This is a genomic window from Streptosporangium sp. NPDC002721, assembly GCF_042888905.1.
Lineage (GTDB): Bacteria > Actinomycetota > Actinomycetes > Streptosporangiales > Streptosporangiaceae > Streptosporangium.
Genome location: NZ_JBIAQI010000016.1, coordinates 18,950 through 41,391, shown reverse-complemented (window position 1 = coordinate 41,391; position 22,442 = coordinate 18,950). Strand labels below are relative to the sequence as shown.

At 73.1% G+C, this 22,442-nt stretch carries 18 protein-coding genes and 1 riboswitch; of the genes, 8 read left to right on the top strand and 10 right to left on the bottom strand.

The window, feature by feature from the left end:
* The first annotated feature begins 21 nt into the window (after positions 1 to 21).
* From ACFYWM_RS23395 to rsgA, 5 genes are all read left to right on the top strand, one after another.
* Positions 22 to 819 carry a TIGR03084 family metal-binding protein gene (locus ACFYWM_RS23395; RefSeq protein ID WP_389917558.1) on the top strand — a complete coding sequence of 266 codons (798 nt, stop codon included), beginning with the start codon at positions 22 to 24 and terminating at the stop codon, positions 817 to 819.
* Between the two features lie 72 nt (positions 820 to 891).
* A complete protein-coding gene (locus ACFYWM_RS23390) occupies positions 892 to 1,290 on the top strand; it encodes a YccF domain-containing protein (RefSeq protein WP_389917557.1) in 399 nt (132 codons plus the stop codon).
* A 91-nt stretch (positions 1,291 to 1,381) separates the two neighbouring features.
* Positions 1,382 to 2,410, top strand: coding sequence for a YihY/virulence factor BrkB family protein (locus ACFYWM_RS23385; RefSeq protein WP_389917556.1), 1,029 nt, complete (start codon positions 1,382 to 1,384; stop codon positions 2,408 to 2,410).
* Positions 2,403 to 2,486, top strand: a riboswitch (ZMP/ZTP riboswitch). (Overlaps the previous gene by 8 nt.)
* Before the next feature lie 32 nt (positions 2,487 to 2,518).
* The gene (gene glyA, locus ACFYWM_RS23380; protein WP_362681052.1) at positions 2,519 to 3,775 is read left to right on the top strand and encodes a serine hydroxymethyltransferase; all 1,257 of its coding nucleotides are present in this window, start codon (positions 2,519 to 2,521) and stop codon (positions 3,773 to 3,775) included.
* Between the two features lie 524 nt (positions 3,776 to 4,299).
* Positions 4,300 to 5,427, top strand: coding sequence for a ribosome small subunit-dependent GTPase A (gene rsgA, locus ACFYWM_RS23375; RefSeq protein WP_389917555.1), 1,128 nt, complete (start codon positions 4,300 to 4,302; stop codon positions 5,425 to 5,427).
* Between the two features lie 132 nt (positions 5,428 to 5,559).
* Here the strand turns inward: rsgA and ACFYWM_RS23370 are convergent, their stop codons facing one another.
* From ACFYWM_RS23370 to ACFYWM_RS23355, 4 genes are all read right to left on the bottom strand, one after another.
* Positions 5,560 to 5,874, bottom strand: a complete 315-nt coding sequence (locus tag ACFYWM_RS23370) for a WhiB family transcriptional regulator (protein ID WP_012893126.1) — start codon at positions 5,872 to 5,874, stop codon at positions 5,560 to 5,562.
* Between the two features lie 104 nt (positions 5,875 to 5,978).
* Positions 5,979 to 6,926, bottom strand: a complete 948-nt coding sequence (locus ACFYWM_RS23365) for a sucrase ferredoxin (RefSeq protein WP_389917554.1) — start codon at positions 6,924 to 6,926, stop codon at positions 5,979 to 5,981.
* 361 nt (positions 6,927 to 7,287) lie between these two features.
* Positions 7,288 to 8,832 (bottom strand): glycerol-3-phosphate dehydrogenase/oxidase, encoded by a 1,545-nt coding sequence (locus ACFYWM_RS23360; RefSeq protein ID WP_389917553.1) that lies wholly within the window; start codon positions 8,830 to 8,832, stop codon positions 7,288 to 7,290.
* Positions 8,829 to 9,449 carry a TetR/AcrR family transcriptional regulator gene (locus ACFYWM_RS23355; RefSeq protein ID WP_389917552.1) on the bottom strand — a complete coding sequence of 207 codons (621 nt, stop codon included), beginning with the start codon at positions 9,447 to 9,449 and terminating at the stop codon, positions 8,829 to 8,831. The genes ACFYWM_RS23360 and ACFYWM_RS23355 overlap by 4 nt, the downstream gene beginning before the upstream one ends.
* A gap of 46 nt (positions 9,450 to 9,495) precedes the next feature.
* Between ACFYWM_RS23355 and ACFYWM_RS23350 the strand changes: the two genes are divergently transcribed.
* A complete protein-coding gene (locus tag ACFYWM_RS23350; protein ID WP_389917721.1) occupies positions 9,496 to 11,070 on the top strand; it encodes an FAD-binding oxidoreductase in 1,575 nt (524 codons plus the stop codon).
* Between the two features lie 103 nt (positions 11,071 to 11,173).
* Here the strand turns inward: ACFYWM_RS23350 and ACFYWM_RS23345 are convergent, their stop codons facing one another.
* The gene (locus ACFYWM_RS23345; protein ID WP_389917551.1) at positions 11,174 to 11,584 is read right to left on the bottom strand and encodes an acyl-CoA thioesterase; all 411 of its coding nucleotides are present in this window, start codon (positions 11,582 to 11,584) and stop codon (positions 11,174 to 11,176) included.
* Positions 11,585 to 11,667: 83 nt separating this feature from the next.
* Here ACFYWM_RS23345 and ACFYWM_RS23340 point away from each other — a divergent pair, with 83 nt between their 5' ends.
* Complete coding sequence (locus ACFYWM_RS23340; protein WP_389917550.1) at positions 11,668 to 13,173, top strand: metallophosphoesterase family protein; 1,506 nt, start codon at positions 11,668 to 11,670, stop codon at positions 13,171 to 13,173.
* Between the two features lie 35 nt (positions 13,174 to 13,208).
* Positions 13,209 to 14,804, top strand: coding sequence for a bifunctional 3'-5' exonuclease/DNA polymerase (locus ACFYWM_RS23335; RefSeq protein ID WP_389917549.1), 1,596 nt, complete (start codon positions 13,209 to 13,211; stop codon positions 14,802 to 14,804).
* Between the two features lie 146 nt (positions 14,805 to 14,950).
* Here ACFYWM_RS23335 and ACFYWM_RS23330 read toward each other — a convergent pair whose 3' ends face one another.
* The 5 genes from ACFYWM_RS23330 to ACFYWM_RS23310 form a co-directional block, all read right to left on the bottom strand.
* Positions 14,951 to 16,252, bottom strand: a complete 1,302-nt coding sequence (locus ACFYWM_RS23330) for an MFS transporter (protein ID WP_389917548.1) — start codon at positions 16,250 to 16,252, stop codon at positions 14,951 to 14,953.
* Between the two features lie 72 nt (positions 16,253 to 16,324).
* Entirely contained in the window at positions 16,325 to 18,451 is a 2,127-nt protein-coding gene (locus ACFYWM_RS23325) for a serine/threonine-protein kinase (protein ID WP_389917547.1), read from the bottom strand.
* A 220-nt stretch (positions 18,452 to 18,671) separates the two neighbouring features.
* A complete protein-coding gene (locus ACFYWM_RS23320; protein WP_389917546.1) occupies positions 18,672 to 20,078 on the bottom strand; it encodes a DUF1116 domain-containing protein in 1,407 nt (468 codons plus the stop codon).
* A 68-nt stretch (positions 20,079 to 20,146) separates the two neighbouring features.
* A complete protein-coding gene (locus ACFYWM_RS23315; RefSeq protein ID WP_389917545.1) occupies positions 20,147 to 21,547 on the bottom strand; it encodes an FdrA family protein in 1,401 nt (466 codons plus the stop codon).
* Positions 21,534 to 22,427 (bottom strand): DUF2877 domain-containing protein, encoded by an 894-nt coding sequence (locus tag ACFYWM_RS23310; RefSeq protein WP_389917544.1) that lies wholly within the window; start codon positions 22,425 to 22,427, stop codon positions 21,534 to 21,536. The genes ACFYWM_RS23315 and ACFYWM_RS23310 overlap by 14 nt, the downstream gene beginning before the upstream one ends.
* Between the last annotated feature and the right edge of the window lie 15 nt (positions 22,428 to 22,442).

Sequence of the window (22,442 nt, the reverse complement as noted above, 5' to 3'; positions counted from 1 at the left end):
GGGCTGTTACATGGAGGCGTCATGGGGTTGATGGACGAGCTGCTGGCGGATCTGCGCGCGGAGACGGCCGAGTTCGACACCATGATCGAAGGGCTCGGCCCGGACGAGTGGGAACTGCCCACCCCGGCCGAGGGCTGGGCGATCCGGGACCAGGTCGGCCATCTCGCCTGGTTCGACGACGCCGCCACCGTCTCCGCCACCGACCCCGAGGCGTTCCGCGTCGCCAAGCCCGCGTTCCTCGCCCGCGGCGGCTCGGCGGTGGACGAGCTCGCCGCCGCCTCGCGCGGCCTGAGCGCCGACCAGCTCCGCGAGTGGTTCCGCGGGGCGCGGGCCCACGCCCTGGAGGCCTTCGCCCGGCTGGACGCCGGTGCCAGGCTGCCCTGGTACGGGCCCGAGATGTCGGCCGCGTCCTTCGTCACCGCGCGCCTGATGGAGACCTGGGCCCACGGGCAGGACGTGGCGGACGCGCTCGGCGTCACCCGCGTGCCGACCGCCAGGCTCAGGCACGTGGCGACGCTCGGGGCGCGCGCCTTGCCGTACAACTTCACGGTGCGCGGCCTGGAGGCGCCGTCGTGCCCGGTGCGGGTGGAGCTGACCATGCCCGACGGGTCGCCGTGGGAGGCCGGGCCCCCGGACGCCGCCGACGTGGTCCGCGGCCCCATGATCGACTTCTGCCTCCTGGTGGTCCGGCGCCGCCACCTCGACGACACCTCCCTGCTGGTACACGGCGAGACCGCCCGGACGTGGACCGCGATCGCCCAGGCCTTCGCCGGACCGCCGGGCACGGACCCCGCCCGGGTACGGACCTCGTCCGGGTAGGGGTCCGATCAGGGACGTCCCAGGGAGACACCGGATGGAGCCGGCCCTCTCCCGCCTGACATGCTCGGAAATATGCGGACCTTGTTGAACGTCATCTGGCTGGTCTTCGCGGGGGTCTGGCTGGCGATCGGCTACGTTCTCGCGGGAATCGTGTGCTGCGTCCTGATCATCACGATCCCGTTCGGCATCGCCTCGTTCAGGATCGCCGGCTACGCGCTGTGGCCCTTCGGCCGGACCGTGGCGCGCGACCCGGAGGCGGGGGCGCTGTCGACCGTCGGCAACGTGATCTGGTTCGTCGTGGCCGGGATCTGGCTGGCGATCGGGCACCTGCTGACCTCGATCCCGCTCTTCCTGTCGATCATCGGCATCCCGCTGGGCCTGGCCAACCTCAAGCTGATCCCGATCTCCCTGCTGCCGCTGGGCGCGCGTGTCGTCGACACCGGCGACGCGGAGGCGTTCTACCGCCGGTAGGTTTCGCCACATGCCGCACGGGCAGGCGTGAGATTCGATCGTTGCCCGCCCGACTCGTGATCAAGCGCGGCTAGGAATACCGTTGTGTGGCATGACGTCCACTGATGCCCCGGCCCATCGGCCCGGGCCCGAGCGGCGCCGCCCGCGCGGGCCCGGGGTGCGGTTGCGTGCCGGTATCGCGCGGGTCCGCCGCGCGGGCGTCTGGGTGAGGCTGCGGGCGCTGCTGTCGTGGATCCGCGGCACCGATGTGTGGACCCTGATCGTCGCCACCACGAACGCGGGCATCACCTACCGCGTCACCGGCCTGGCGGGCGAGGCGGCCTTCTTCGCGCTGCTGTCGCTGCCGCCGTTCATGCTCGGCCTGATCGGCGTGCTCGGCCAGCTGACCCGGGTGTTCGGCCCCGAGACGGTCAAGAACGTCAGCGACTGGATCGACCAGCAGGCCCACCTGCTGTTCACCGACAACGCCGTCGACACCGTCGTCACCCCCCTCATCGAGGACGTGCTGAAACCCGAGAACCAGGTCTCGCTGATCTCCCTGGGCTTCCTGCTCGCGCTCTGGTCGGGCTCGCGGGCGCTCTTCGTCTACGTCGACCTGATCTCGGTCTCCTACGGCCTCGGCGAGGAGCGCGGCATCATCCGCACCCGCCTGATGTCCTTCGGGTTCTACCTCGCGGGCCTGCTGATCGGGCTGGTGGTGATGCCGGTGCTCGTCCTCGGCCCGGCCGCGCTGCGCGGGGCCCTGCCGGCCGACTACGCCGTGCTGGTCGAGATCCTCTACTGGCCGGTGGTCGTCATCGGCTCGGTGATCTTCCTCACCTTGCTCTACCACGTGAGCGTGCCCGTACGCACGCGCTGGTGGCGCGAGCTACCGGGGGCGTTGCTCGCGCTCGTCATCTGGATCGTCTGCGCCGCCGTGCTGCGCGCCGTCCTCGCCGCCTGGTTCTCGCCGGTCTCCATCTACGGCTCGCTCGCCGCCCCCATCGCCGTCCTGCTGTGGCTCTACATCACCGCGCTGGCGGTGCTCATCGGCGCCACGCTCAACGCCGAGGTCGACCGGCTCTGGCCCGTCGAGGGCGCAGGTCGAGCCGGGCGCGGGGCCCAGTCCGCTATCGTCTAAGCGCGACTGGCGCATAAGGTGGGAGAGACCACCGGGGAGCGAAAAAGCGAGGAGGCCGAGCGCCTGGGTCTTCGCGCGATGTCGACGATGACAGGGGAGTGAAGGCGCATGAGCGCTCTTTCCAGCGTGGATCCGCAGATCGCCGAGCTCATCAGGGCCGAGGAGCGGCGGCAGTCCGACACCGTCAAGCTGATCGCCTCGGAGAACTACGTCTCCAAGGCCGTCCTCGAGGCCACCGGCACCGTCCTGACCAACAAGTACTCCGAGGGCTACGCCGGCAAGCGTTACTACGAGGGCCAGCAGGTCATCGACCAGGTCGAGACCCTCGCCATCGACAGGGCCAAGGCACTGTTCGGCGTCAACCACGCCAACGTGCAGCCCTACTCCGGCTCGCCCGCCAACCTGGCGATCTACCTGGCCTTCCTGAAGCCGGGCGAGACCGTCATGGGCATGGGCCTGCCGTTCGGCGGCCACCTCACCCACGGCTGGTCGGTCTCGGCCACCGGCAAGTGGTTCAACCCGGTCCGTTACGGCGTGCGCCAGGACACCGGCCGCGTCGACATGGACGAGGTGCGCGAGATCGCCCTGCGCGAGCGTCCCAAGCTGATCTTCTGCGGTGGCACCGCGGTCCCGCGCACGATCGACTTCCCGGCCTTCGCCGAGATCGCCCGCGAGGTCGGGGCCGTGCTCGCCGCCGACATCGCGCACATCGCGGGCCTGGTGGCCGGTGGCGCCCACCCGTCGCCGGTCGGCCACGCGGACGTCATCTCCACCACCACCCACAAGACCCTGCGCGGTCCCCGGGGCGCCATGCTCATGGCCACCTCCGACGAGCACGCCACCGCCCTGAACAAGGCCGTCTTCCCCGGCCTGCAGGGCGGGCCGCACAACCACACCACCGCGGCCATCGCGGTGGCGCTCAAGGAGGCGTCGACCGACGACTTCAAGGACTACGCCCGCCAGGTCGTCCTGAACGCGCAGGCGCTGGCCGAGGAGCTGCTGGGCCGGGGCTTCGACCTGGTCTCCGGCGGCACCGACAACCACCTCATCCTGTTCGACCTGACCCCCAAGGGCATCGGCGGCAAGCCCGCCGCCCAGGCCCTCGACAAGGCCGGGCTGGAGACCAACTACAACAGCGTGCCCTTCGACACGCGCAAGCCGTTCGACCCCTCGGGCATCCGCATCGGCACCGCGGGCGTGACCAGCAGGGGCATGGGCGTCGCGGAGATGCGGCAGATCGGCGCCTGGATCGACCAGGTCGTCACCGCCCTGGCCAAGGACGAGGAAGAGGCCAAGCACGTGATCACCCGGGTCCACGGCGAGGTCAGGGAGCTCACCTCCCACTTCCCCGCCCCGGGCCTGTGACCGCGCCCCTCGCGGGTTCCTGAGATCCGCGGGCCCGTGAGTGAGGGCCCCGGAGGCGCCGTGAGGCGCTGATCGATCACATCGATCATGCTGAGCAGGACGGGAACGCCCGGCCGGGACCTCCCGGCCGGGCGTTCTCGCGTGATCGGGCGCCCTGGCGGCGGGGATCCACATCCGAGCCGGAACCCCCTGGGGTGCGAGAACCGGGGCTCACCGGACGACGGCGGCGTACGGGCGGGCCGGGCTCTTCGGGAACCCTCCGGGGCGCGCCGGGCGACGGCGGCGTACGGACGGGCTGGAACCCTTCGGGAGCGGTCGCGGGAAACATCGCAAATGTGTTTGCGCCGGACGGGAGGCACTGCGCTAAAGTTCTCCCGACGACGCCGTCCGGGAGAGGTACGGCGATGAGGTGAGGAGGTGAGGACTATGCGGGTCTTTCTGGTGAGCCTGCCGTCCATCAACCTCCGGGTGCCCGCCTAGCCGATTCGCGACAGGGCACCCGGCCTTTCACAAGGGTGCTTACGTTGTCTTCGTCGTCTTCGTCATTCGTATCTTCTTCATCCGCTCTCACCGCGCTCGGCTGGAACGACTCCTTCGCCGCCGAGCTTCCCGTGGACCTGACCCCGGCCCGGGTGTCCCGCGTCGATCGCGGTGTCGCCGAGGTGCTGACGGCCTCCGGTCATCTCCGGGCCGACTACGGCGCCAGGGTGCGGCGTGACGCCGCCGCCGACCCCGTGGCCCTGCCCTGCGTCGGCGACTGGGTCGGGCTCCGTCACCTGGCCGAGGGCCGCTTCGAGCTGGCGGCGCTGCTGCCCCGGCGCACCGCGTTCGTGCGCGGCGGCGTCGCGCGAGTCTCCAGGGGCGGGCTCTCCGGCGACTCCCAGGGGCAGGTGCTCGCCGCCAACGTCGACGTCGTCTTCGTCGCCGAACCCGCCCTGCACGCCACCGACACCGCCGACCTGGGCAGGATCGAGCGGCTGCTCGCGCTCGCCTGGGAGAGCGGTGGCCGTCCCGTGGTGCTCGTCACCAAGTCGGACCTGATCGGCGAGGGCCTCGACTTCCTGATGGAGGAGGTCGCCTCGGCGGCGCCGGGGGTGGACGTGCATGCGATCTGCTCCGTCACGGGCGAGGGGGTCGACATCGTCCGCGGATACCTCGAGGGCACGCGCACCGCGGTGGTGCTCGGCGCCTCGGGCGCGGGCAAGTCGACGCTCGTCAACGCCCTGGCGGGACAGGGGGTCATGGAGACCCAGCAGGTCAGGGCCGGAGACGGCCGGGGCCGTCACACCACCGTGCACCGCGAGCTCATCCCGCTCGCGGGAGGCGGGCTCATCATCGACACGCCGGGCATCCGCCGCGTCGGCCTGTACGACATGGGCGAGGGCGTGGACATGGTCTTCGCGGACCTGGAGGAGCTCGCCGAGCGGTGCCGGTTCGGCGACTGCGGCCACGACAGCGAGCCGGGCTGCGCGGTGATCGCCGCGATCGAGGACGGCACGCTTCCCGAGCGGCGGCTGGAGAGCTGGAACAAGCTCCAGCGGGAGGCCGCGTGGATGGCGTCCAGGAGTGACGCGAGGCTCCGCAAGGAGCTGCAGAACAAGTGGAAGATCATCCACAAGGAGATGCGGAAGACGGGCCGCAGCCGGCCCTGACACGTGGGGAAAGCCCGCTCGTGCGGTCACCCGTCCCGGGTGCCGTACGAGCGGGGCCCGACACGACAACGTGTGATCTCGCAGGGGGTGCGCGAGATCACACGTGCGGGGGAAGCCGGGTGGAGGTACTGCTCAGGCGACGGCACTGATGCCGGCGCTGGCGGCGCGGCGCATACGACGGCGACGCTCGGAGGCGCGCTCGTCCTCGTTCAGACCGCCCCAGGTGCCGTACTTCTCCGGACGGGAAAGCGCATAGTCGAGGCACTCCGCGCGAACGGGGCACTGGGCGCAGATCGCCTTGGCCTTACGCTCGCGAATGTCACGCTCGGGCTGACGCTCGCCGTCGGGGCCGAAGAAGAGCACGAGGTCCTCGCCCCGGCACGCGGCGTCATCCTGCCAGCCCCAGCTGGGCCGAGGCCGGGCGGTCTGCCGACGTACCTGAGACATGAGAAAACCACCTTATAGTGAGAGGTATTTCTGGTTAATGCCGCATTGGACGCTTGTGACGTCCCTGGGTCCAACGCCTGGATTGGCCGTGATGTTCCCTCAGGTCAGGTCAGGGCGGACGTGGCGTACCGCACAGGGGTGAGCCTGTCCAGCGTGACCAGCCGGTAGGTAGTGATCGTATCGGCGCAAGCCGTACCACATGGCGTTGTTAGCGTCATGGGTTCAACCACTACCCGAAAACGAGCGCCACTACCGCGCACAAATGCCTCGGTGACGGCGCCGTCCAACCTGGAGGATTCCACGGCCACTCCGCCAACCGAGAGATCACCCGTATGAATGCGGATGAAATGCTCAGCGGCCTGCAGTGGCTCAGGGATGCCTGCGCGTCCCCGGAAACGGTCGAGGATGACCTCGCCGGACCGGTACGCGTCGGCTGCCGCGATCGCAGCAGCCTGAGACATGCTGCCGTAGTAAAGCCCGTGTGGCAAGCACACGAGGTTGGCGGCGTATCGATCGCCGCCAACATGTGATGTTTCCCATACTGTGTCCGGCAATGTTTTTGCCAAGGACCGAGCTAGGGGTAGTCCAATGCGGGCGCAGCACGCGTTGCGCTTGGCATGCGTGCAGACCAGAAAAACCGGCTCACTCACAAGTATGCAGGACTCCGGGACCACTCCGGCCACCACGCTGTCAAGGTTAAGATCGTCCGGACCTGCGATGACGCCTTCGGCGATCCAGGGCTCGGCGGAACCGGAGTCGGCGACCATGACGTGAATGCCGGTGGTCACGGGGTTCCTGCGGTCGGGACGACGGATCAGCTGGGGCCGGATGCCGAGCCGTGTGGCGCGTTTGATAAGGATGTGGACGTCCTCGGGGAGGCTGCAGTCCTCCAGGTGGGAGGCCCAGGGGCCGGGGTGCTCGATGAGCAGCCAGAAGCGGGCCCCGACGGTCGCGCTGGCGTAGACCGGCAGCTCGCCGGTGTGGCAGCCCGGCGGGTGCGCGCACCCCCTGGGCGCCGTGTCCGCCCTGCTCACGCCGTTCCCCGTGCTCACGCTCTCTCCTCGCTCTGACTTAGGTAAGACTAACCTAACAGGCGAACCGGCGTGGCGAGAGTGAAACGATCACAGGCGTGTGACGGTGATGTGCCCGTGGCGGGGCGGTCGCGGGAAAGGTGTCCTCGGCCGGACGGCCTTCCCGGCTCCCGGTGGGCGAGGGGGCCGGTGGGGCCAGGGAGCGGCGGGGCGTCGATCCACCACGCCCGGCGAACAGCGGCCTGTCGACAGGCCGTGCGGCGAGCGGCGCCGCCCTCCCCGGCGAGGCGTGCGATGAGCGGTAAGGGGCCGGCGGGCCGGTACGAGGGCCGTGCGGTGAGCGGTGGGGGCCGGTACGGCCGGTACGGCCGGTGGTGGGAGGTCAGTAGGCCAGCGCGGCGTGGGCCAGGGGGAGGGCCGCGGCGCGGTCCTGCGGGACGAGGCCGATCCTGGTCCGCCGGTCGAGGAGGTCGTCCACGTCCAGGGCGCCCTCGTGCCTGACCGCCCAGACGAGCTCGGCCCCGGTGACCCCGGTCGGCCCGGGTTCGGCCAGCCAGGGGTCCTCCGCCATCAGGGCCCGTACGGCACCCGCCTCGCTCCCGTACCGCTCCAGCAGCCGGGCGGTCTCCCGATCCCCTCCGTCACCGTCCGAGCCCTGCCCGCCGCCCGCGCCGTCGGGGCCGCTCGCGGATACGGCCCCGATGAGGGGCAGCTCCCTCGTACGGCTCCGGCCCGCGTCGAGCCTGCCCAGTGACACGGCCCGGTCGACCGCGTCCTCGGCCATCCGGCGGTACGTGGTCAGCTTGCCGCCCACGATCGTCACCATCCCGTCCGGGGTGGTGAGCAGCGAGTGCTTCCTGGACAGGTCGGCGGTGCGGCCGTCGGCGGCGAGCAGCGGCCGCAGCCCCGCGTAGGTCCCGGCCACGTCCTGGCGCCGGATCGGCTCCTCCAGCACGGAGTTCAGGACGGCCAGCAGGAAGGTCACGTCCTCCTCCGGCACCGGCGGGACGTCCGGGACGGGGCCGTCCACCGGTTCGTCGGTGAGACCGACGTGGACCCGCCCGTCGGGCTGGGGGAGGACCAGGGCGAAGCGGTTGCTCTCGCCGGGGATCGGCACGTGCAGTCCCGCGGTCAGGCCCGGCAGCGTGTCGGGCCGCAGCACCAGGTGGGTGCCGCGCGAGGGGCGCAGCTGGATGCCCGGGTGCAGCCCGGCGGCCCAGACGCCGGTGGCGTTGACCACCGTCCTGGCCCGGATCGTGAAGGTGTCGCCGGTGAGCTCGTCGCGGACCAGCGCGCCCTCGCCGGACAGCTCCAGCGCCCGGCAGCGCGTCAGGACCCTCGTCCCCAGGGCGGCGGCCGTCCTGGCCACGGTGACGACCAGGCGGGCGTCGTCGGCCAGCCGCCCGTCCCACGACAGCAGGGCGCCGCGCAGCCCCCGCGAGCTCAGCGGCGAGGCGAGGGCGAGGGCCTGCGCGGCGGAGATCCGCGAGGGGCCGGGCAGGAGGTGGCGGGGCGTGCGCGCGGCGACGCGCAGCCCCTCGCCGACGCGGTAGCCGGTCATCACCAGCGCCGCGTGGCGGCGGGAGACCTCGGGGACCAGCGGCAGCAGGTAGGGGTGGGCCCTGACCAGGTGCGGCGCGGTGCGCCCGAGCAGGCGGCCGCGTTCGACCGCGCTCTCGTACGCCACCCCGATCTGCCCCTTGGCCAGGTAGCGGAGCCCGCCGTGGATCATCTTGGAACTCCACCTGGAGGTTCCGAAGGCGATGTCGTGGGCGTCGATCGCGGCCACGGAGAGGCCCCGGGAGGCCGCGTCGAGCGCGACCCCGGCGCCGGTGGCGCCCAGGCCCACCACCAGCACGTCCACCACGAGGTCACGTACCTCGGCCAGCTCGCGCTCGCGGCGGGCGGCGTTGAGAGAGGAGTTCACGGTCGCAGGTACCTTTCCAGGAGCGTGGTGAGCTCGGCGTCCAGGTCATTCAGGTCGTCCAGGCCGGTCGGGCCGGGTGGATCGGTCGGGTCGGTCGGGCCGTCCGGAGCGGCCGGGTCGAGCATGGTCGAGCCGGAGAGCAGGAACGACTGGGCGGTCAGCAGCAGGGCCCTGGACAGCCTCGCCGGGTCGCCGGGGCGCACGCTGCCCCCCTCCTGACCTCGGACGATCGCGGCCTCGACGAGCGCGAGCATGACCTGCTGGCTGGCGCCCCTGCGGTTCAGCAGGTAGGGCAGCAGCAGCTCCGGGTCGACCTCGACGATCTTTCGCCAGAGCGGGTGGCCGCGCAATGCCCGTACCACCGCCACCGCCGAGGTGACCGGGTCGTCGGTCGCGAACCGATCCGCGACGCGCACCCACTCGCGGGTCATCAGGTCGGCGACGAGGGTGCGCACGTCGGGCCAGCGGCGGTAGATCGTCATGCGGGAGAGCCCGGCCCTGCGCGCCACGTCGGTGAGCGTGGTGCGCCGCACCCCCACCGCGAGGACCGCCTCGCGGGCGGCGTCCAGCACCCGGTTGTCGCTCTCCATGTCTGCATTGTGACGAATAGACGTCATGTGTCACAGTGTAAGGGTGGAAAACCCGACGAAGATAGCGGATCCCATGCTCTGGTCCGGCTGGGGCGACCCCCGCAAGGCCGCCGACCTGCCGGAACCGGTCACAAAACTGCTCCGGGACGTGCTGGGCGTGCGCCCCCGGAGGGAGCGGGCCGCCGAGCTCGGCGAGGTGCGGCTGCCCGCCGCGACCCTTCCCCCGCCCGTACTGGCGGAGCTGCGCGGCGTCGTCGGCGACGGCCACGTGCGCTCCGACGACGAGACCCGCGTCCGGCACACCCGGGGCAAGTCCACCCCCGACCTGATGCGCATGCGCGCCGGGGACGGCTCCGACGCCCCCGACGCCGTGGTGCTGCCCGGCTCTCATCAGGAGGTGCTGGAGGTGCTGGCGGCCTGCGCCGCGCACCGGGTCGCGGTGGTCCCCTTCGGTGGCGGGACCTCCGTGGTCGGCGGCCTGGTCGCCACCCGGCGGGGCTTCGCCGGTGTCGTCGCGCTGGACCTCGCCAGGCTGAACGGGCTGGTCGCCGTCGACGCCGAGTCGATGGTCGCCGAGATGGGGCCGGGGCTGCGGACCCCGGAGGCCGAGCGGCTTCTGGCCGGGCACGGGTTCACCCTAGGTCACTTCCCGCAGTCGTTCGAGTACGCCACGCTGGGAGGTTTCGCCGCCGCCCGCTCCAGCGGCCAGGCCTCGGCCGGGTACGGGCGCTTCGACGACATGGTGGTCGGCATGACCGTGGCCACCCCGCGCGGCACCCTCGAACTCGGCCGGGCGCCCAGGTCGGCGGCCGGGCCCGACCTGCGCCAGGTGATCCTCGGCTCCGAGGGGGCCTTCGGCGTGATCACCTCCCTGCGGCTCCGCGTCCGGCGCGCGCCCGCCGAGCGGGTCTACGAGGGGTGGCGGTTCGCGTCGTTCGCCGAGGGGTCGGCCGCGCTGCGCCACCTCGTCCAGGAGGGCGTCGTGCCCACCGTGCTGCGCCTGTCCGACGAGACCGAGACGATGGTCGGCCTGGCCCGCCCCGGCGAGATCGGCGCCTCTCCGACCGGCGCGGGCTGCCTGGCGATCGCCGGGTACGAGGGCTTCTCCGAGGTGCCCGCCCTGCGCGAGCGGGTCGCGGCCGTGCTGTCGGGGCTCGGCGGCGTCCCCCTCGGCACGGAGCCGGGGGAGTCGTGGGCCCACGGGCGCTACTCCGCGCCCTACCTGCGCGACTCGCTGCTCGCCGCCGGGGCGACCGTCGAGACGCTGGAGACGGCCGGGTTCTGGTCCAACCTGCCCCGCCTCTACGACGCCGTACGGCTCTCGCTGCACGCCTCGCTCGGCTCGCCGCTGGTCATGTGCCACATCTCCCATGTGTACGGCACCGGCGCCTCCCTGTACTTCACGGTCGTCACGGCGCAGGGCGAGGACCCCGTCGGGGAGTGGGAGGCGGCCAAGCGGTCGGTCAACGAGGCGATCGTCGCGGCCGGGGGCACCGTCTCGCACCACCACGGCGTCGGCCGCGACCACCGGGAGGCCTACGCGACCGAGATCGGCGACCTGGGCGTGGAGATCCTGCGCGGGATCAAGGACAGGCTCGACCCCGAGGGCGTCCTCAACCCCGGGGTGCTCGTCCCCCCGGAGAGGTGACGGGAGGCTCGACGGGGAAGTCCGGCCCGTGGTGCCCGGCCGGGGAGGCCCGGCGGGGAGGTCCTGCCGGGAAATTCGGCTCGCGGTGTCCGGGTGGGGAGGTTCAGCCGGTGACCACGAGCTTCTCCACGGCCTCGCGGAGCGGCCCGGGGATCCCGGCCGGCCTGCGGGTCTCCCGGTCGACGAACACGTGGACGAAGTGGCCCTCGGCCACGACCGTCTCGCCGTCCTCGCGGAACAGCCCCAGCTCGTAGCGGACGCTGGAGCGGCCCAGGTGACCGACCCGCAGCCCGACCCTGACGGCCTCGGGGAAGGACACCGAGGCCCGGTAGACGCAGTGCGACTCGACGCACAGGCCGATGGCGTCGCCGTCGTGGATGTCCAGGCCCGCGGTCCTGATCAGCCAGGTGTTGATCACCGTGTCCATCATCGAGTAGTGGACGGCGTTGTTGACGTGGCCGTAGACGTCGTTGTCCTTCCACCTGGTCGGAACGGTCTCCCAGTAGGCGTACACACTAGAACTGTATTCCAGAGAGCGGGCGCCCCGGATCGCCGGAGGACGTGCGGCTCTTTAAGATCATTGCCAAGATATGAGGCATGGTTGACACAGGACAGGCGGAACGCGGGCGCGAGGCGTCCTCCCGGGTGTCGAAGGAGGGCGCGGGCTGGTCCTGCGCCCAGACGGGCACCTTCACGAACCTGCTGCCCAGCAAGGAGACCTTCTCCTGGCTGAACCCGCGCACCATCTGGCGCTCGCGGAACGAGGTCCTCGCGATCCTGTTCGGAGACCCCTCGGGCCAGGTGCGGGCGCGCTGGGTGGGCTCCCAGCGGGACCGGGGCGTCGACCCCTCCTTCCGCGTCCCGATGGACGTCGGCCCCGAGTTCTCCTTCCTGGTCCTCGGCGACACGGGGGAGGGCGACGCCTCGCAGTACGCCGTGGTGCCGGGCATGCTCAAGATCGGCGAGGGCACCGCCTTCGCGGTCGTCGCCAGTGACGTGATCTACCCCACCGGCTCGGGCAACGAGTACGAGGACAAGTTCTTCCGCCCGTACCAGGACTACCCGGCGCCGATCTACGCGATCCCCGGCAACCACGACTGGTACGACGGGCTCGGCGGCTTCATGCGCGTCTTCTGCGACGCCCCGGCGCTGGAGGCCGAGAACGAGGGCTTCAAGCTGTCGCCCTCCGGGCTGCGCGGCCTGCTCTGGCGCAAGCCGGAGAAGATCGACGAGGCCCGGCTGGCCAGGGCGCGCGAGCGGCGGGCGAGGCCCGGGCAGCGGGCCGTGCAGCCCGCCCCCTACTGGGCGATGGAGACGCCGGGGCTGCTCATCGTCGGCGTGGACACCGGCATCCGCGGCGACATCGACAGGGAGCAGGCCGACTGGCTGCGCACGGTCTCGCGCGACCCCCGGCCCAAGCTGCTGATCACCGGCAAGCCCATCTACACCCGCAACGACCACAAGCCGTCGAAGCTGGCCGGCGGCGGCACCATCGACGACATCGTCACCGACCCGGCGCACAACTACGTCGCGGCGATAGGTGGCGACGTGCACAACTACCAGCGTTTCCCGATCAAGGTCGGCGACCGGACCATCCAGTACCTCGTGGCGGGCGGCTCCGGTGCCTTCATGCACGCCACCCACACCATCCCGAGGGTCACCGTCGGCGGCCTGGACGAGGACGACTACCGCTGCTACCCGCTGCGCGGCGACTCGCTGTCGTTCTACAGCAGGCTCTACAGCGACCGGCTGCGCATGCGCTGGCTCTACCTCACCCCCGACGAGAGCGCGGCGCTGATGTCCCGCCAGATCGGCAACACCCCGGTACGGGACATCCCGCCCGTGCCGATCACCCGGCGGATGAGGTGGGCGGCCCGGATCCTCGGCGGCTGGCCGATGCCGCTGCGGCTGCCCGTGGGCCGGACCTTCCACCGCTACCTGTCGGAGCTGTCCGACTGGGACACCCCGCCGTTCTTCAAGAGCTTCCTGCACGTCTCGGTGACCCCCGAGGTCCTGACGATCCGCTGCTTCGCGGCCACCGGCTGCCTGCAGCAGGAGATCGAACCCCCGATCGAGGACGAGATCTCCATACCGCTCGTCTGAGCGAGAATGTCGTACGGTCGTGGCAGGCTGGGCGTATGCACGTGTCGGTCGCGGCGGCTCCCGGGGGCGGGGGCGTGCTGCGCGTGGACGACGGGCCCGCCGAGGCCGTCGCCGATCTGGTCCCCGCCGTCCGCGAGCTGGAGGCCCGGAGCCCGCGCTGGGTCTGGGCCGACACGCGGGAGGTCTATCCCGCGCTGCTCGCCGCGGGGGTGCGGCTGGCGCGCTGCCACGATCTGGCGCTGACCGAGGGCCTGCTCCTGGCCCACGAGGGGCGTTTCGGCGAGCCGAGGTCCGCCGCCGCGGCCCACGCCCGGCTGCACGGCCTTCCCGTGCCCGACGACCACCACGGTTCCCGGGCGCGGCAGGCCACCCTCTTCGAGGAGGAGGCGCCCCCGCCCGACGCGGACCTGGTCGCCGACGTCTACGCCGACCAGCTGCGGCGCGTCGAGGCCACCGCCGACCCGAGGCGGTTCCGGCTGCTGGTCGCCGCCGAGTCCGCCGGGGCGCTGATCGCCGCCGAGATGGCCCGGGAGGGCATGCCCTGGCGGCGGGACGTGCACGACGAGCTGCTGACCGGCCTGCTCGGCCCGCGCCCGGTGCACGGCATGCGGCCCGCCAAGCTCCAGGCTCTGGCCGACCAGGTGGCGGCGGCCTTCGGCACCTCGTTCAACCCCGACTCCCCGCAGCAGATCGTGAGGGCGTTCAAGGCGGCGGGCGTGCCGGTCGCCTCCACCCGGGCCCACGACATCAAGCGGGTCGAGCACCCGGGCGTCGCGCCCCTGCTCGCCTACAAGGAGATGTCCAGGTTCTACAGCTTCCACGGCTGGGCCTGGGCCGACCAGTGGGTGCGCGACCACCGCTTCCGGCCCGAGTACGTCGTGGGCGGCGTGGTGACGGGCCGCTGGGCCACCAACGGCGGCGGGGCCCTGCAGATCCACAAGCTGATGCGCAAGGTCGTCGTGGCCGACGAGGGCTGGACGCTCGTCGTCGCCGACGCGGCCCAGCTGGAGCCGCGGGTGCTGGCCGCGATGGCGGGAGACGGCGGCCTGGCCAGGGCCGCCGGGGAGGCCGACCTCTACCAGGCGCTGTCGCAGGCGTTCGGCGGCGAGCGCGACAACGCCAAGCTCGCCATGCTGTCGGCGATGTACGGAGGCACCAGCGGAGACGCGGCCAGGCTGCTGCCCGTGATGCGCCAGCGCTTCCCCCGCGCCTACCAGTTCGTGGAGGACGCCGCCAGGACGGGTGAGGAGGGCAAGGTGGTCCGCTCCTGGCTGGGCCGCACCTCGCCGCCGCCCTCCGAGGGCTGGCGGAAGCTGGTCTCCGGTCCCGAGGGAGCCCGCGCGGCCCGCGACCGCGGCCGGTTCACCCGCAACTTCGTCGTCCAGGCGACCGCGGCCGAGTGGGCGCTCACGCTGATGGCCGTGCTGCGCGGCCTGCTGCCCGACCCGGCCAGGCTGGTGTTCTTCCAGCACGACGAGGTGATGGTGCACTGCCCGGCCGAGCAGGCCGGCGAGGTCGTCGCGGCGGTCGGCAGGGCCGCCGAGGAGGCGACCCGGCTGCTGTTCGGGGCGACCCCGGTGCGCTTCCCCATGCAGGCCGTCCCGGTCAGGTGCTACGCCGACGCCAAATGACCCCCGGCGACGGCCCTGGCGCCGGCCCCGGCCTCAGCCTCGGTCCCGGCTTCGGTCTTGGCCCCGGCCCCGGCTCCGGCCTCGGGGCCGGTCCAAGCTCAGCTCCAACTCCAGGCCCACGCCCAGGCTCAGACCCCGGTCGTGGCTCAGGTGCGGGCCAGGGCCAGCCAGGCGCCGGTAACCGTCACCATGACCGCGACGGCCGCGCCGAGCACGCCGTACGACAGGGTGCCGACGATCACCCCGGCGATCACGGTGCCGGTCGCGCCGCAGACGTTCATCAGCAGGTCCGAGAGGCCCTGCACCGGGGTGCGGTGCTCCAGCGTCACGGCCTCGCTGAGCATCGCCGAGCCGGAGATCAGCCCGCACGACCAGCCCAGGCCGAGCAGGACCAGGCCGACGGTCACCCGCGTGACGTCGTGCGCCCCGGCGCCGCCCGCGAGGGCGGCGGCGGCCAGCAGCAGGCCCATCCCCAGCACCAGCACCGGTGTCCTGCCGACCCGGTCGGCCAGCCAGCCGACCACGGGCGACAGGACGTACATCCCCGCGATGTGCAGGCTGATCACGATGCCGATGACCGTGTACGTCGAGCCGCCGTGGTCGAGGTGGACCGGCGTCATGGACATGATCGAGACCATCGCGGTGTGGCTGACCGCGATCGCGACCAGCGCGCGGCCCGCCACGGGCGTCCCGCGCAGCACCCGCCAGGCGGTACGGAACGTGCCCCCGCCGCCCTTCGGGGAACCGGCCGCCTCCAGGGTGGGGCCGGGGGACTCCGGGACCGGGAGCGCGGCGCGGGCCAGGAGCAGCGGATCGGGGCGCAGGGCGACCACGATGACGCCGAGGGCGACCGCGAAGCTCAGCAGGGCGAGGGCGAACGGGCCGCTGCCCGCCGACAGCCCGAACCCGGCGCTGAACCGTTCGGCGGGCTCCGCGAGGTTCGGCCCGGCGACCGATCCAATGGTGGTGGCCCACACCACCAGCGACAGGTGCCGGGCCGAGTGCCCCGGCGGGGACAGGTCGGTCGCGGCGTAACGTGAGGCCAGGCCGCCCGCGCTGGCCGCGCCGAACAGCACCAGCCCGGCCAGCAGCAGCGGCCACGACCCCAGGCCGACGGCGAGCAGCGAGACCAGGCAGCCGAGCAGCGCGCACCCGTAGGCCAGGGTGAGCCCGGCCCTCCGGCCGCCCCTGCCGGACGATCTCGCGGTGGGCAGCGCGAACAGCGCGGCGCCCAGCACGGTCGCGGTCCCGGCCAGCCCGCTGAGCGCGGTGGAGCCGGAGAGGTCCTCCACGGTCACCGAGCTGAAGGTGAGCCCCACGGCGACCCCGATCCCGCCGCTGATCTGGGCGGCGGACAGGACGGCGAGCGTCCGCCGCCGCACGACGGCGATCCGTTCCTCGCCGGGGGGATTGCCGGGCTTCGCGGGGTTGGTGGGGTTCGCGGTCACGAGCGAAGTCTGCCATCGCTCATGACCGCGCCACGAGGCCGTTTCGCCGAGAGGGTAAGGACGGCCGCGGGGTCAGTCGGTCGGCACGAAGGTGGCGAAGAACGTCTGGAGGATCTCCGAGTTCTTCTCCCAGTCCAGGTCCTGAACCTTGAACGTGATCTGGTAGGCGGTCAGGCCGTTGACGGCGACGTAGCGCGTCAGCCCGTGCATCGGGACGCCGTTGGGCTGGACGTAGGTGTACTCCCAGTCCGCGGCCTTCCACGTGCGGTAGTCCACCGTGGTCACGCCGACCTCGGTGTACTCGTCCAGGCCCTTCTTGCTCGCCCTGCTCAGCGCGAGCACCGGCTCCGCGACCGCCACCTTGGTGACGACGAGGCTCTGCCCGCCTCCCCTCGGCCCGGAGAAGGTGGCCGCTCCGGCGGGGCCCTCCTTCACCGTCCAGTCGTCGGGCACCGCGCCGGAGACACCCGCCGCGTTCTCCAGCTTGAAGCCCGCGGGGACCTCGCTCGGCCCGTCGGGCGTCGCCGGGTCGGCCGTCGTGGCGATCGCCGCGGAGGGGGTCGCGGGGGTCGCGGGGTCGGGGTTGCCGCCGGGCAGGAAGACGAGCAGCCCGGCGACCACGATGGCCAGCACGCCGCCCCCGCCGAGCATCAGCAGGCGCAGGTCGGGGCCGTCGCCGCCGTTTCCCGGCGCGCGGCGCGAGCTCACGCGCCCCCCGCTCCGGCTGGGGGAGGTCATGGTCTGCGAGTCGCGTAGGGAGGGGCGGGAGGGCGCCTCCTGGGAGGAGGGGGTGGGCCAGAGCGCCGCCTCGCGGGCCCGGGACGCCTCGCTCTGCCCGCCGCGCCGCGGTGCGGCCGCCGGCGCGGACGGCGCGGCGGCGGGCAGGTCGCCGGAGAAGCTGGTCAGCGGGTCGAACGGGTTGCCGTCGGGGCCGGTCGCCGGGATGCGCAGCGCGTCGTAGCCGCGCTGGTGCCCGCCGCCCAGGCCGGTGGCCGCGCCGTCCAGGGGGCCGCCCACCCGGGGGAACCCGCCGGTGGTGGGGCCGGGGCCGGGGAAGGACAGCAGGTCCGCGCGGTGGGACCCCGACGGGCCGGCGAGCGCGTCGTAGGGGAGCGGGTGGCCGCCGGAGGAGTCGTTGCCCGAGCCGTAGGGCACCCGGATCGGGCCCGAGGGCGTCTCGATGATCCGGGAGGGCATCGGCCCCGACGGTACGTCCAGCGGGGGCATCAGGTGCATCGGCATGGAGTCGCCAGGGACCGGCATCGACGAGGGCGAGGGGCCGGAAGGGGCGGGCGCGCGGTTCGGGGTGCTGGAGCCGTGGCTGCGCAGCACCCGGTCGAGCAGGTCGGACACCTGCGAGGCGCTCATCCGGTCGGCGGGGTTCTTGCGGAGCAGGCCCTCGATGACGGTGATCAGGGCGCCGGCCCGCTGCGGGCGGCTGGGCTCCTGGGTGAGGATCGCGCCGAGCACGGCCACCGCGTCCGGCCCCTCGTAGGGGGGCCGCCCCTCGACCGCCGCGTACAGAGTGGCGCCGAAAGCCCACAGGTCGGAGGACTGCGTAACCGGCTGGCCCGAGAGCCGCTCCGGCGGGATGTAGGCGGGCGAGCCCATCAGCAGGCCGGTCTGGGTGATCGCGACGTCGCCCTCTATGGCGGCGATGCCGAAGTCGGTGAGGACCACCCGGTCGGAGGTGAGCAGCACGTTGCCCGGCTTGACGTCGCGGTGCATGATCCCGGCGGCGTGGGCGTGGCGGAGCGCGTCGAGCACCCGGACGCCGATCTCGGCGGCCTGGACCACCGGCAGCGGCCCGCTCTGCCGTACGGCCTGCTCCAGTGACCAGGCGCGGACCAGCTCCATCACGATCCAGGGGCGGCCGTCCTCCTCGACGACGTCGTGGACGGTGACGATGCCGGGGTGGCTGAGCCGGGCCGCCGAGCGGGCCTCGCGCAGCATCCGCCGGTGGGCTCCCTGGGTGCCTGCGTGGTCGAGCCCGTAGGGGAGGATCAGCTCCTTGACCGCGACGTCGCGGTCGAGCAGGACGTCGTGCGCGTGCCACACCATGCCCATCCCACCACGGCCCACCGGCGACACCAGGCGGTAGCGCCTGCCCACCAGCCTGCCCTGGCCCTCCGGTGTTCCGCCGGCGGGATCGCCGCCCTCAGGCCCCTGGGGGTTTCTCCCGAGCAAGCGATCGGTCATCGTTCCCCGTTCCCCATAACCAGCGCTTTTGTGCGGTGGACACGATAGCGAGATGGCATTCGGCCATGGAAGTTTGCATGCTGAGAAAGCACGTGACGGTATTTGTCAGGATCGGTATTCCTCAGACCACTGAGCCTGCGCCCGCGCTCCGACGTCGCCGAATGCTACCGGCGGATGGACAGATTGTCAGCTTTACCCAATCTTAATAGATGAAAGATCTTTAAGACGTCCGATGTTCACGATCGGCTGCCTCGGCCAGCGCGGCCAGGGCGGAGGTGAAGGCCGAGGCGGGCGGGCTGACCAGGCCGGCGCCGACCTGTCCGGTCCCGGCCACCCGCCCGGCGATGCCGGTGTTCACGGTGGGCAGCAGGCCCGTCCTGGCGACCAGCGTGACGTCGACGCCGACCGGGGTGCCCCGGAAGTCCAGCCCCGGGATCTGGTACGCGGGGTGCTCGGCCAGGGTGATCTCGTACATGGACCGGGTGGCGGCCGTCGCGTCCGACACGTTCCCGCCGACGAACCGCACGATCGCCGGGGCCGCGGCCATCGCGAAGCCGCCCAGCCCCGCCGTCTCGGTGATCGTCGAGTCGCCGATGTCGGGATTGGCGTCGTCGGGGCCGTACGCGCCCAGGTAGAGGCCGTCCGGCACGCCCGCGGGACCGGTAAACCACCGGTCGCCCAGCCCGGAGACCTGGACCCCGAAGTCGGTGCCGTTGCGGGCCATCGCGACGACCATCGTGGAACCGGGGACGTCCCGCGCGGCGTCCGTGCTGACCTTGCACGCGGCCATGCCCGCGTTGAGGAAGAAGTGGTCGTTGCCGTTGACGAAGCGCAGGACCTCGGCGGCGTGGCCGGGAGCGGCCTCCACCACGCCGGGGGCGAGCTCGCGCACCAGCAGCGAGGTGGCGGCGCGGTTGCGGTTGTGCAGCTCGTCGCCCATCTGCAGGGCCTGCGCGGCCAGCGACCTGAGGTCGAGCGGCCCGCTCCGCCGCAGGGTGGCCTGGAGCACCGGGCCGAGCACCCCGGCCATCCAGCGCAGCCGCTCCAGCACCTCGGGCCCGTACGCGCCGTAGCGCAGCACCTTGCCCAGGCCCTCGTTGAGCGAGCAGTAGGCGGTGCCGCCGTGCTCGGCGTCGCGGACCTCGAACATCCACATCGACGGGGTGACCACGCCCGCCATCGGCCCGACGGTCCGGTGGTGGTGGCAGGAGTCGAACCGGGCCCGCCCGGCGGCGAGCCGCTCCTCGGCCTCCTCCGCGTCGGCGGCCAGCCCCTCCAGCAGCATCGCCCCGATGAGCGCCCCCCGCAGCGGGCCCGACGCCCGTTCCCACTCGATCGGCGGCCCCGCGTGCAGGAACGTCCCCTCCGGCAGGTCGAGCACCTCGTGCGCGGGCCGCACCCCGACGAGCTGCGGCCGCGCCGAGACCAGGCGGCCCACGGCCGTCTCGTTGGCGCCAACCCTGCGCGGGTCGGCCAGCACCCTGGCCAGGTCGGCCTCGGTGCCGGGCATCGGCGGGCGCCAGTCCACCCGGACCCTCGGGACGGCCTGCGCGTCCAGCGCCTCGCCGAGCACGTCGGCCCCCACCGTGATCACTTCCGGCTCGCCGGACAGCATGGACAGCGTCATCACTTCTCCCTGAACCTGAGACCCGGGCTCGAAAACGAGCCTGGAGACCTTCGCCTTCCGGTGAAGGGTCAACGGGCGTTCGCGGCGGTCCCGGCGGCCGCCCGCGCGGCGTACCCGGCGGCCTCGGCGTTGGACGTGAACACCGCGGCCCCCGCGGCGTTCAGGGCCCCGGCCTGCGCGGCCAGCCCCTGCGGGTCGCCCTCGGAGCCGACCAGCGCGACCACCGCCGTCACCCCTCTCGCGACGGCCTCGGCGATCGCGGGCGCGAGCCCGGCGGAGGGGTCGGGGTCGGCGCCGTGCCCGAGCACCACGTCGAGCAGTACGACGTCACCGGGCGGCACCTCGGCCAGGGCCTCCAGCCGGAGCGTCGGGTCGATCATCGGGTGGGCCCGGCCGACCGTGTAGGCGTCGTCGCCGAAGTCGGTGAACTCACCGGTCCCGGCGACCAGCCGCGCCTCCGCGCACAGCGTCCCGCCCGAGTAGATGCCCCGCACGTTCCCCCTCGAAGGCGCATCGGGCGTCTCGGGGGCGGGCCAGGAGGGCCAGGCGGGGACCGGGACGCCGAGGGCGCGCAGCGCGGCCTCGGTCACCGAGGTCAGGTCCTCCCGGCCGGGACCCAGCAGCGCGGTCACGACCGGCGTGCCGAGTTTCGCGACGGCCTCCTCGACGGCCGCCGCGACCTCGGGGGCCGGGGGTTTGGAGATCAGGACGATCAGCTCGGTGGCGGGGTCGGCGTCGAGGGCCTCCAGGGCCCGCAGCGTGGACAGCCCGCCCACCTCCGAGGACAGGTCGCGCCCGCCCACCCCCAGCACGTGGGAGACCCCCACCCCGGCCAGGTCGAGCAGGCAGGCCACCTGCTGCGCGCCGGTCCCCGAGGCGGCCACCAGCCCGACCGGGCCCGGCCGCAGGACGTTCGCGAAGCCCAGGCCCGCCCCGCCGACCACCGCGGTGCCGCAGTCGGGGCCCATGACCAGCACGCCGCGCTCGGCGGCGCGCCTCTTGAGCAGCACCTCCTGCTCGACCGGCACGTTGTCACTGAAGATCATCACGGACAGGCCCGCCTCGACCGCGTCCAGCGCCTCGGCGAACGCGTGCGGGCCCGGCACCGAGACCAGGACCAGGCCGGCGGCGCGCTCGCGGGCCGCGGCGCGGACGGTGCGCGGGGGGCGTTCGGCGCCGCCGCCGCCCGCGGACGGGGCCGACAGCGCGGCGAGCAGCCCGTCGAGTTCCGCGGACGCGGCCTCCAGGGCGTCCGCCTCGCCGCGCAGCGCGATCAGCAGGTCGGCGGGGTCCGCCGGGGGAAGGCCGAACCCCAGCTCGGCGGCGACCGCGAGGTTGAGCTCGGTGGCCATCGCCACCACGGCGACCTCCACGCCGGGCAGCGCGGACGCCGCGCGGCTGACCCGCATCAGGCTCACGGAGTCGTGGTAGACCCCCGTGCGCGTCCGGACCACGTCAGTACTCGCCATCGCCCCCGCCTTCCAGATCGATCACCGCCGCGAGCCCGATCCGCAGCCCCCACGCCAGGTCCGCCCCGGAGGTGTGGCCCAGCTGCAGGAGGCGGTGCAGCGCCGGCTCCAGGGACTGCCGTCCCGTCGTGCCCCGCAGCACGGCCAGCACCTCGCCGCTGGCCTCGCCCCGGGCGGCGCAGTGCAGCAGCGCCGCCGAGATGGGGGTGGTCCTGCCGCGCACGTCGAAGGTGACCGCCGCGGCCAGCCAGTCGGCCAGCCACACGGCCCGGCCCGCCCCCGTCGCCCCGCCCAGGTGGCGCAGCGCGACCAGCAGGCCCGCGAGCACGTCGTCGCCGCTCGGCGTGAGCCCGGGACCCAGGCCGACCAGCTGCTCGGCGGCCATCACGCTCTTGAGCAGCGAGCCCTCGGCGCACCCCTGGGCCAGCAGCCCGGCCGCCCCGTTGCCCTCCAGCCCGGGACGCCTCGGCGACCGCTCGCACAGCTCCGCCATCGCCGGCAGCGAGCGGGCCAGCCGCGCCGCGTCCACCGGGCCGAGCGGCGGGGCCGGGTTCCACCAGCGGTGGGCCCGCAGGCTGAGCCGCCCGACGTCGATCGAGCCGTCGCCGACGGACGCCTCGTCGCCCACCGCCACCTTCGGCATCGGGCCGGTGACCACCATGGCGTTGGGCAGGCGGGTGGCCTCCCCGGTCACCACCGCGATGACCTGCGGTTCCAGCTCGGTGCGTACCTCAAGGTAGACGCCGGCGGGGAAGGCCGCCAGCACCCGCGCCGGGCGTCGGGGCGCCTCCAGCATCTGGCGCAGGGCGGTGCTGGCCGCGCCGGTCCCGTGCGTCCGTACGTGCACGCGCCGCGCCCTTGGGCGCGTTCCAACGCTCATGAGCGCTCCTCGGCC